The sequence below is a fragment of the Rhizobium nepotum 39/7 genome, from assembly GCF_000949865.1.
Classification (GTDB): domain Bacteria; phylum Pseudomonadota; class Alphaproteobacteria; order Rhizobiales; family Rhizobiaceae; genus Agrobacterium; species Agrobacterium nepotum.
Genome location: NZ_JWJH01000053.1, coordinates 1 through 9,585 on the forward strand (window position 1 = coordinate 1; position 9,585 = coordinate 9,585).

The 9,585-nt window shown below is 57.5% G+C and carries 10 protein-coding genes; 8 read left to right on the plus strand and 2 right to left on the minus strand.

Translation table 11 applies throughout. The annotated features are described in order from the left end of the window. Positions 1-235, plus strand: a 235-nt coding sequence (locus RS75_RS24545) for a LuxR C-terminal-related transcriptional regulator (RefSeq protein ID WP_045025223.1), incomplete at its 5' end; no start/stop codon positions are given. Between the two features lie 34 nt (positions 236-269). Here the strand turns inward: RS75_RS24545 and RS75_RS24550 are convergent. After that, positions 270-1,265 carry a sugar-binding transcriptional regulator gene (locus RS75_RS24550; RefSeq protein ID WP_234704334.1) on the minus strand — a complete coding sequence of 332 codons (996 nt, stop codon included), beginning with the start codon at positions 1,263-1,265 and terminating at the stop codon, positions 270-272. 31 nt (positions 1,266-1,296) lie between these two features. Then, a complete protein-coding gene (locus tag RS75_RS24555) occupies positions 1,297-1,941 on the minus strand; it encodes a histidine phosphatase family protein (protein WP_012654944.1) in 645 nt (214 codons plus the stop codon). Positions 1,942-2,157: 216 nt separating this feature from the next. On the opposite strand from RS75_RS24555, the gene RS75_RS24560 reads away from it, so the two are divergent. The 7 genes from RS75_RS24560 to RS75_RS24590 all read left to right on the plus strand — a co-directional run bounded on the left by RS75_RS24560 (position 2,158) and on the right by RS75_RS24590 (position 9,466). Beyond that, a complete protein-coding gene (locus RS75_RS24560; RefSeq protein WP_234704335.1) occupies positions 2,158-3,798 on the plus strand; it encodes an ABC transporter substrate-binding protein in 1,641 nt (546 codons plus the stop codon). Continuing rightward, on the plus strand, positions 3,798-4,826 hold the full coding sequence (locus RS75_RS24565; protein WP_012654942.1) for an ABC transporter ATP-binding protein: 1,029 nt from the start codon (positions 3,798-3,800) through the stop codon (positions 4,824-4,826). The genes RS75_RS24560 and RS75_RS24565 overlap by 1 nt, the downstream gene beginning before the upstream one ends. Beyond that, positions 4,823-5,662, plus strand: coding sequence for an ATP-binding cassette domain-containing protein (locus RS75_RS24570; protein WP_012654941.1), 840 nt, complete (start codon positions 4,823-4,825; stop codon positions 5,660-5,662). Before RS75_RS24565 ends, RS75_RS24570 begins: the two co-directional genes overlap by 4 nt. After that, the gene (locus RS75_RS24575) at positions 5,659-6,384 is read left to right on the plus strand and encodes a glycerophosphodiester phosphodiesterase (protein WP_012654940.1); all 726 of its coding nucleotides are present in this window, start codon (positions 5,659-5,661) and stop codon (positions 6,382-6,384) included. The genes RS75_RS24570 and RS75_RS24575 overlap by 4 nt, the downstream gene beginning before the upstream one ends. Before the next feature lie 2 nt (positions 6,385-6,386). Continuing rightward, on the plus strand, positions 6,387-7,319 hold the full coding sequence (locus RS75_RS24580; RefSeq protein ID WP_012654939.1) for an ABC transporter permease: 933 nt from the start codon (positions 6,387-6,389) through the stop codon (positions 7,317-7,319). Next, complete coding sequence (locus RS75_RS24585) at positions 7,316-8,212, plus strand: ABC transporter permease (RefSeq protein WP_167341588.1); 897 nt, start codon at positions 7,316-7,318, stop codon at positions 8,210-8,212. Before RS75_RS24580 ends, RS75_RS24585 begins: the two co-directional genes overlap by 4 nt. A gap of 480 nt (positions 8,213-8,692) precedes the next feature. Further along, positions 8,693-9,466, plus strand: coding sequence for a DeoR/GlpR family DNA-binding transcription regulator (locus RS75_RS24590; RefSeq protein ID WP_012654937.1), 774 nt, complete (start codon positions 8,693-8,695; stop codon positions 9,464-9,466). Positions 9,467-9,585: the final 119 nt, after the last annotated feature.

Genomic DNA, 9,585 nt, shown 5'->3' on the forward strand with positions numbered 1-9,585 from the left:
CCGCATCTCCTTCCTTCGCACCTCGCCCACCGCGGAAGATGCCGTGTGGCTCGATCCGAAAGAGGCGACCTATCTGAGATGGATCGCCGTCGGCAAGACGATGGAGGAGATCGCAGACGTGGAGGGGGTCAAGTACAACAGTGTCCGCGTCAAGCTTCGCGAGGCCATGAAGCGCTTCGACATCCGCAGCAAAGCTCATCTCACCGCGCTCGCGATCAGAAGAAAACTGATCTGAACGAATAGCGGTCGAGCATTCAATTTGGTGCCAGCTAGAAGTCGCTGGAGACCAATCGTCTGGCGGCAGCTTCGTCTGTGATGAGCACGTCGGCATATCCAGCTCGAAGAACGGCCGCCAAGGCCTGTGCCTTCCCGATTCCACCCCCGCAAAGAACAACTTCTGGCACGTCCTTGAGGCGGTCCAACGGCAGGCCGATTACTCGATCGTTAAGGGCGTGCTCGACGAGCGTCCCATCCTTGTTGATGAACCAGCCTACAAACGAACCTACAGCACCGGCCTGTACGAGCGAATCCATCTCCTCTTCCTGCAAGAGATCATAGGCGCGGATCACACCATCTTCGGTCAGTCGGCCCACTCCGATGATCGCAATATCCACTGCCGCAGCTCGTCGCATGATCTCCTGAACAAGTGACTGCGCTAGAAACTCATCCCGCGCCTTCTTGGACTCGGCGTAGGTTGGCGCCGGCATATAATAGCATTCCGCTTGATAGATCTGCGCGAGCTGATGAGCGACTTCGTAGGGGCGCATTGCCGCCTTCACAGTCAGTCCGCCAATCATGGAAACAATAGAGAGGCCCGGTATTGCCCGCGCTTCCAGTGCAGACAGGGCGGCATGGAAGGTCCGCCCCGAGATAATTCCCAAACTCATCTGATCGGAGAGACGAGCATTAAGGTATTGGCCGATGCCAGCTCCGACCGCCTCCGGAGTCGAATCGGGCCGAACAGGAGCCGGAACCACGACCGCTTTGCGAAGGTCAAATTTTGCAACAAGCTCTTTCTCCAGCATCGGGCTACTAACGTATGGCGACCTGATGCTAACCTGGACAATGCCATCCTGACGTGCCCGGGCCAGAAGGCGGTTTACCTTTAGCCGGTGCATGCCGAGTTCACTGGCAACTTCTTGCTGGGTCAGGCCCTCAACATGATAAAGCCAGGCCACGCGCGCCAGCAATTGCTCGCGCCCCCCGGCAAACGACTCGGGAGGCTCCCAATTATCTTCATTCGGCTCGTCTTTTGTCCGCCTCATCCGTCTATTCCTTGCCCTGAAGCTCATGCGTTCAAAGGGATTGCGATACCGTAGTTTCGATATCAATCAGCCGTTGGCAAGACCACTTTCCATCGGAAAGCCTGAACAGCAACGGCGTAGCATTCTCGTATAGCGACTGTCCGAGCGTCAGTCCAAGAGCTGCGGCCAGAACGCGTAGATTGCCCCCGTGAGCACATATGAGGGTCGTGGAATTGAGCACCGCGGCCTCGACTCCGTCGAGTGTTCGGTTTGCGAACACAGCGCTTGTCTCGACACTTCGGTCCTCCGAGAGCCAGGCAAGATGAGTATTGATCTTACCCTGAAGGGCGCCAAAGCCCCGCTCACGCAGGCGGGCGTCGGCCAACGGGGCGCTAATACCAATTTCCCTCGCTGCAATTTTTGCTGTCTCAAGGGCTCGGGACAGGTCGCTTGATACGATCCTGGTCACACCGGAACGCTTGAGAAGCACGCCGGCATGTGTTGCCTGCTCGCGTCCAACCTGATCCAGCGCAACATCAAGCTGACCCTGGATGATGCCCTTGACGTTCGAGTTGGTTCGACCATGGCGCAAAAACAGAAAGCTTTGCGCGTTCACGGAAAACGCCGCGCGCCGGGTGAGGGCATCTTTCAGCTCGCTCTCAATAGTCAATGCCCAATCGGCGCCAGTGTGTGTCATGGAGTACCCCTAGAATGTTGCCGATGAGGCGAAAGCACGCAGATCACTGCTTACGCGAACCGGGATCCGTCGCCGGATATGACAAATTTGTAACGACCAGAATTGAACATCTGAAAAACAATTTGTCAAAAGTTTATTTTTGTTGTTAGAACTAACGATAGAGCTGAGACACTTGGGAAGAGCCCAAAGACCAGCGCACCATTTGGGAGGATGGAAATGCTACAGACACACACTGAGCTTGCCAGCGTCATGGTCGGACAGCCTGAGACGCGCGCCCCAAGGGGACAAACTTACGCCCAGCATTTATTTCTGCGTGCCTCTCGCACGGCGCTTGCCGCCTGCCTCATTTCTGTTGCGTCCGGCTTTCCTACCCTCGCGCAAGACCGTCCGGATCTGTCAGTGGCAGTCGCAGCTCTGCCACCCACGCTTGAACCGGCCGACCAGCTAGGGAATGTGAGCGTGCGGATCACCTACTCGATGTTCGATACACTGATCCGCCGCGACTTTCTGTCCTCGCCGAACGGCGACGGAGCCAAACTGGTGCCGTCGCTGGCTCAAAGCTGGAGGCGGATCGACGACCGGACGCTGGAAGTCACGTTGCGCCCCGAGGTCAAGTTCCACAACGGCGAGATCATGACCGCTGACGACGTCGTCTTCACCTTTTCGCCCGAACGGCTAAGCGGAGCGAATGCCGTGATGAAGCAAGGTCCAGCCTACTTTGGCATTCTCAAAAAAGTTGAAGTGATCGATCCACTGACTGTACGCTTCACCACGAAGAACCCCGATCCAGTCCTGGAACAGCGTCTGGCCTCGTGGGCAGCCTGGATTGTCAACAAGAAGGATTGGTTGGAACATGCCAATGGCAAGTTCCCAAAATTTCCCGTCGGGACCGGCCCATTCAAGCTTTCAGAATACAAGCAAGATCAGTCAATCAAGCTCGTCGCCTTTGACGACTATTTCGGCGGCAGACCTACAGCCGCTTCGGTGACTTTCAGTAACGTGCCGGAGCAGGCCACGCGTATCGCCGGCTTGGTCAGTGGCGAGTTCGATATAGCCACGAACATTGCACCGGATCAGATTGACCAGATCAACAGCTACCCTGATGTCGAAGCACGCAGCGTTGTCCTTGGTAACGTTCACACGCTCGTCTACAATACACAGAACCCGATCATCAAAGACAAGCGCGTTCGTCAGGCGATGAACCTTGCGATCGATCGGCAGCTTTTGGTGGAGGCTCTCTGGAACGGCAAAGCCGTCGTGCCGAAAAGCCATCAGTTTCCTGAATACGGAGCTTTGTACGACGAAAATCGCGCGGGTCTCGTCTATGACCCGGAAAAGGCAAAACGGCTGCTAAAGGAGGCGGGGTACAAGGGTGAAGTGATCCACTACGCGACACATGCCGCCTATTATCTGAATGCAGTACCGGCCGCACAGGCCATCATGGAAATGTGGAAGGCAGTTGGCATCAACGGCCAACTCGATATAGTTGAAAACGTTGACCAGGTCTCGGGTGACGCGCGCGGCGTCATTACGAACTCGAATACGATCCGTTATCCGGACCCCGCCGGCGGCCTCTGGAACCTCTGGGGTCCCTACAACAAAATCCAGATGACCAAAGATTGGCAGCCGACCGAATTCAATGAACTCGGAGAAAAACTCGACCGGACGACGGATATCGCTCAACGCCGCGAAGTCTTCCAGAAGATGCTGGATGTGTGGGAAGACGAAGCGCCTGGAACGATCCTGTATCAACCGCTCGAAACCTATGGCGTCAACAAGTCAGTCGAGTGGAAGCCCTATACGTCCTATTACATGGACCTTCGCCCTTATAATCTTTCGTTTGGGGCCAAGCGTTAATGACGGCGCTCCTCACCGACACCCACCCCGAGGTTTCTGATCGGAGGAGAAACGATGCCATCCTCCAGGCCGAGGCCACACTTTCAGTGGAGGGCCTGACAGTCGGGATTAGCCACCTAGATCTCGTCATCGATGTTTCACTTGAGGTCCGGGCTGGCGAGACACTTTGCCTCGTTGGGGAAAGTGGCTGTGGCAAGAGCTTGACCTGTCTTGCGGCCATGGGGCTGACGTCCGAGCCGTTGGCAGTCAAAGGCGGCAGCATCTCTTTCCTCGGACAGGACCTCACAACATGCAGTGAGAACCGGCTTGCCGATATCCGCGGCCGCGATATGGCAATGGTCTTTCAGGATGCAACGGCTGCCCTCAATCCGGTGCGCCGCGTTGGCACGCAGATTGCCGAAGTGCTGGTCGTGCACCGCGACCTCAGTTGGAGAGAGGCAGAGCGGCGCGCGGTTGAACTCATTGCCTCAGTAGGCATCTCCGAACCGGACACGCGTGCGAAAGCCTTTCCGCACCAGCTTTCCGGTGGCATGTGTCAACGCATCATGATCGCCATGGCACTCGCTTGTCGGCCGAAGCTATTGATCGCCGACGAAGCGACGACCGCCCTCGATGTTACGACCCAGGCACAGATCCTTCGGCTAATGCGAGAATTACAGGCCGAGACCGGCGCCGCAATGATTTTCGTCACCCACGATCTCGGTGTTGTCGCCGAGATCGCCGACCGGGTGGCGGTGATGTATTCAGGGCGAGTTGTCGAAACCGCAACAGTCAACGAGCTGTTCGAAAACCCGTTGCATCCCTACACACGCGGCCTGATGGCATGCCGCCTGCACGCGGCAACACCGAGCCACGGCCGCATCGCCGCGATCGAGGGCACTGTTCCGAGTCCGGCAAGAAGGCCGCAGGGCTGCAGTTTCCAGCCGCGCTGTTCGTTCGCAAAGGATGTTTGCCGCTCATTGCCGGAGCTCTTGCCTGTTGTCGGCGATCGCCGGGCAGCGTGTCATTTCGCAGGAGACTTTGCATGAGTGGCGAAGGCAGGCTCGTCCTGCAGGATATCGTCAAGAGCTATGGCTCCGGGGGCCATCTTTTCCGAGGCAAGGCAGTTGTGAGCGCAGTCGGCGGAGTCAGCATAACGCTTGAGCCGGAAGAGACGCTCGGCATCGTTGGAGAAAGTGGCAGCGGCAAGTCGACGCTCGGTCGCATCGCCGCCGGCATCGAAGCGCCCACCTCCGGTACAGTTACCCTGGATGGGAAGTGCTTTGCCCGGATCGGCTCTGCCGCCTGGCGGCGGGAACGATGCGGCGTGCAGATGGTGTTCCAGAATCCGTCCAAGGCGCTCGATCCGCGCATGACGATCGGTGCCCAGATCGACGAAGCCATGCAAGCGCATGGAATCACGAACGTGAACCGCATAACGCGTCGCGAAGAGATGTTGTCCCTGGTCGGCCTGCCCGGCATGGGCGACCGTTACTCTCACCAGCTTTCCGGGGGGCAGCAACAGCGCGCCGTCATCGCCCGTGCGCTCGTCCTCAATCCCAAGGTCGTCGTCTGCGACGAGGCGGTCAGCGCGCTCGATGTTTCCGTCCAGGCGCAGATCATCAATCTTCTGAACGACCTCAAGGCCAAGTTCGGGATGGGCTACCTGTTCATTTCCCACGACCTTGGCGTCGTTAGGCATATCAGTGATCGCATCGCGGTCATGCGGAAGGGCGTGGTTGTCGAGGCCGGTCCGGCGGCCGAGATCTTCGCCAGCCCGCAGCACGAATATACGCGCTCGCTGCTGGCGGCAGTCCCGGCGGCGATGCCCGGCGAACGCCGCCCTAGAGAACACACATCGCAGAAACAAAGGACGCTATCATGACAACCCCATCCATCATCGCCCACCGCGGATACTCAGCTCTCTACCGCGAAAACTCGCCTGCCGCCTGGGCCGGAGCTGTCGAGGCAAAGGCTGATCATATCGAGGTGGACGTCCGGATAACCAGGGACGGCCAAATCGTTTGCTCTCATGATGACGATCTGAAACGTCTGACTGGTCGTGGAGACACTGTTTCAGGCTCGACAGATCTGGAACTGGCGAAAATAGAGGTTGATGGGTCTCCAGCGGTACCATCGCTCCGGTTGCTGTTTCAGACCGTACCCAAGAATCAATCTATCCTGTTGGACGTCAAGGATGAACAACCCAGGTCGCTCGACATCCTGCTGACCGCGCTGGCGCAAGAGCCTGACCGCGAACTTGTTCTTGCCTTGCACGCTCCAGCCACCGTCCGATATGTGCGCGACGCCGGTTGGTCCCGCAAAATCCTCGGATTGGTCACGAGCGCTGACGAGGAGGCGTTTTTCAACGCGGGCGGCGACATCGTTCGCATATGGGAATGGGATACGGCCGAAGGTCGCATCGCATCGCATGTCAGTCGCGGCCGCCCCGTGTGGATCTCCACGGGGGACGGCAGCACAGGCCGACGCACGGGAGAATACAATTCCGAGGAGTTGCTGCGTATGTTCCGTGAAGGCGCTACCGGATTTTCGGTCAACGACCCGGTTTCGGCGAGACATGTCTTTCGTGACGCCGCCGGGGAGTAGCAATGGCTCAATTTATCCTCATCAAGCTGTCACGGGCCTTCCTTACCCTGCTCCTCGCAGTCACCTTCGTGTTCGTCGTCTTGCGGCTGTCGGGCGATCCGGTTTCGATGATGCTACCGGACGACACCCCGCCGGAGATCGTCGCAGAATATCGAGCAGCATGGGGTCTCGATAGATCACTGCCAGAGCAATATGTCCGGTTCATCTGGTCCGCCTTACATGGCGATCTCGGGTATTCTTTTCGCGACGATCGACCGGCTGTGACGGTTGTTGTCGAACGGGTACCGATGACGTTGCTGCTCGGTCTTTCCAGTTTCGCTATTACCGTTGTTGTCGGACTGCTCGCGGGTATTGCGGCGGCTTTGAAGCGCGGCACCAGCGTCGACCATGTCGTTATGGCCTTTTCGATCTTCGGGCACAGCATACCGAACTTCTTCCTCGCCATCCTGATGATCATGCTCTTTTCGATGTCGTGGCGCTTGCTGCCGAGTTCGGGCGGAACAACATGGTCGCATCTCGTCTTACCGGCGGTGACCCTCGGAATCATCAATGCCGGCACGGTAGCCCGTTTTACCCGTTCCTCGATGCTTGAGGTCTTGCATCAGCCCTATATGCGTACCGCCCGCGCCAAGGGGCTAAGATTGACCCGGCGAATAATGTCGCATGCGATCCCCAATGCTGCGATCCCGATCGTGACCGTTCTAGGCCTGCGTCTCGGCGGGTTGATCGCCGGTTCGGTCGTAATTGAAACTGTTTACGCGTGGCCGGGTATTGGGCTGATGCTCGTCAATGCGGTGAGCCAGCGCGACCTGCCGGTGGTCCAGACGATTGTATTGCTCGTGGCGCTCACAATGGTCGTCACCAACTTCATCGTCGACATCACGTATGGTTGGCTCGATCCCCGTATCGAGAATCGCAGAAGCAAGGAGGCATGATGAGCATCGAACAATCCGGTCCCGCTGCCCGCTCACGTTGGCTTAGCCTTGGAAGCATTCATCGCCTGCCTTTCCTGATCATGCTCTGCATCGCCTGGCTGATCCTCGTCCTGGTTGTCGCGCTCGGCGCTGATTATCTGGCACCCTTCGCCTATACTGAACAGAGTCTCCTCAACCGTCTGAAGCCGCCGGCATTCCTCGGCGGCGATCCAAAGTATCTGCTTGGTACGGACGGCCTCGGTCGTGACGTTTTAAGCCGATTGATTTACGCAATGCGGATGAGCGTGCTGATTGCCATCGTCGGTTCGATGATCGGCGCGACCGTCGGCACTCTGCTCGGTTTTCTGGCGGCACATTTTCGCGGATTGATTGAAGACATCATCATGGTCTTCGTTGATTTCCAGGCGAGCATGCCGTTTTTCATCATCGCGCTCGCGGTGCTCGCGTTCTTCGGCAACAATTTCGAGCTTTTTCTTGTCGTTGTCGGTCTCTACGGCTGGGAAGTCTACGCTCGTCTGACGCGCAGCCTCGTGCTGCAGGCAAAGGGCCAAGGCTATGCCTTTGCGATCGGCACGCTAGGTGTTCACCCGTTCCGCATCTACGCCCGGCACATCCTGCCCAATATTCTTCCCGTTTTGATTGTGCAGGTGACGTTGAATTTTCCTGAACTGATCCTTGTGGAAACGGCACTCTCCTTTCTCGGCCTTGGAATTCAGCCACCCCAAACGAGCCTTGGCCTAATGCTCGGTGAGGGGCGAAATTATCTCGCGACGGCATGGTGGACCGGCATTCCAGCTGGCATCGTCATCTTTCTGACGACGCTATCGATCAGTCTGGTTGGGGATTGGCTGCGCGACAAGCTTGATCCAACGCTTCAATTGTCGGATGCATAGCTCTAAGCACATCGGGCTGCCCAGGGTGACCGGGCATCTGAAGATCAACTATGGGCTGGTTGATCGACTTCAAGCGGCGCTATCAGACTTAGAACGATCAGCTGAAATGCCCGCGACATCACGTGAACTTCTATCGGCCCCTGGTTCATTTGCAGCAACTAACGCCGAAAGGCATGATATTGCCTTTGGACCAATAGAGACGCTGCAAAACCACGGTAGCTATTGTATTCTGCAAAACGTCGGCGATGCCACGTCCCCTTCCCCTGCGTACTATGGCAGAGGTCGAGGATGGCAGGGACATCCGGTTGATCGGTTTCGCTCATCTGCACACTGCTCATACTGGGATGATGATCGCCATGACGAAACTACTGCAAGAATGCAAGCCAAATTAAGATCTCTCGTCATACGGCTGTCATTTGGCGAAGATAGGTATCGCTCGTAAATGATCGATGAGCATCATTAGAAGGATAGGAAGCGCCCTTGATGACACAGGCCGAAGATCGCCAGGCGAAGATCATGGACATGGTACGAGCGCAAAATTTCGTCGCCATCCGCACGCTGATGGACCGCTTCGATATCTCCGTCGCAACCGTTCGTCGCGACCTGGGAGAACTCGAAGGCGCCGGACTTTTGCGCAGGACGCATGGTGGCGCGGTCAGTATCAACCAGGTTGCGCTGGATGCGGGGAACGCGGCCCGGCTCGTGTGGAAGCACGCAGAGAAGGTCACAATCGCTGCTGCCGTAGCTGGAATGGTGGTCGACGGCGACACAGTGCTCCTTGATTCCGGCACGACGGCGCTGGAAGTGGCGCGTGCGTTGGTCGGACGCAACAACCTCACCTTCATTTCAAACGGCCTCGACATCGTGGCGGAATTGACCCGGGTCGAGGGGCAGACCTTATATTCGGTCGGTGGGGAATATTTTGAGGCGAACCGCTCGTTTGGTGGCCCGCTAGCCGAGCAGTTCATTCGCCAGTTCAACGTCGACAAGCTCATCCTCAACGCCGCGTCCATCGATGTGGATCGCGGACTGGTCTGCACCTCGACGCCGGTCAACGCGAGTATCGCCCGTGCCATGATCGAAGTTTCTCGCCGGGTGATCGTCGTGGCGGACCACTCCAAGTTTACAAAGTCCAGCATGTCGGTCACCGCAAAGATCGAGGACATCGGTGTCATCGTGACAGACGCCGGCGCTAAGTCCATCATCGAAGCGGCTCCGGAAAAACTGCGGAAGAAGTTCGTCATCGCGAGCTGAAGCCCCGCACCAGGACGACACACAGAAATATCCAGCTGAAACGGCTCGGAGCAAATCCGGGCACGGTGTTGCTCGCTCAAATTTCCCCGTCGCAGATCTGTGCATGAGGGAAGACACCG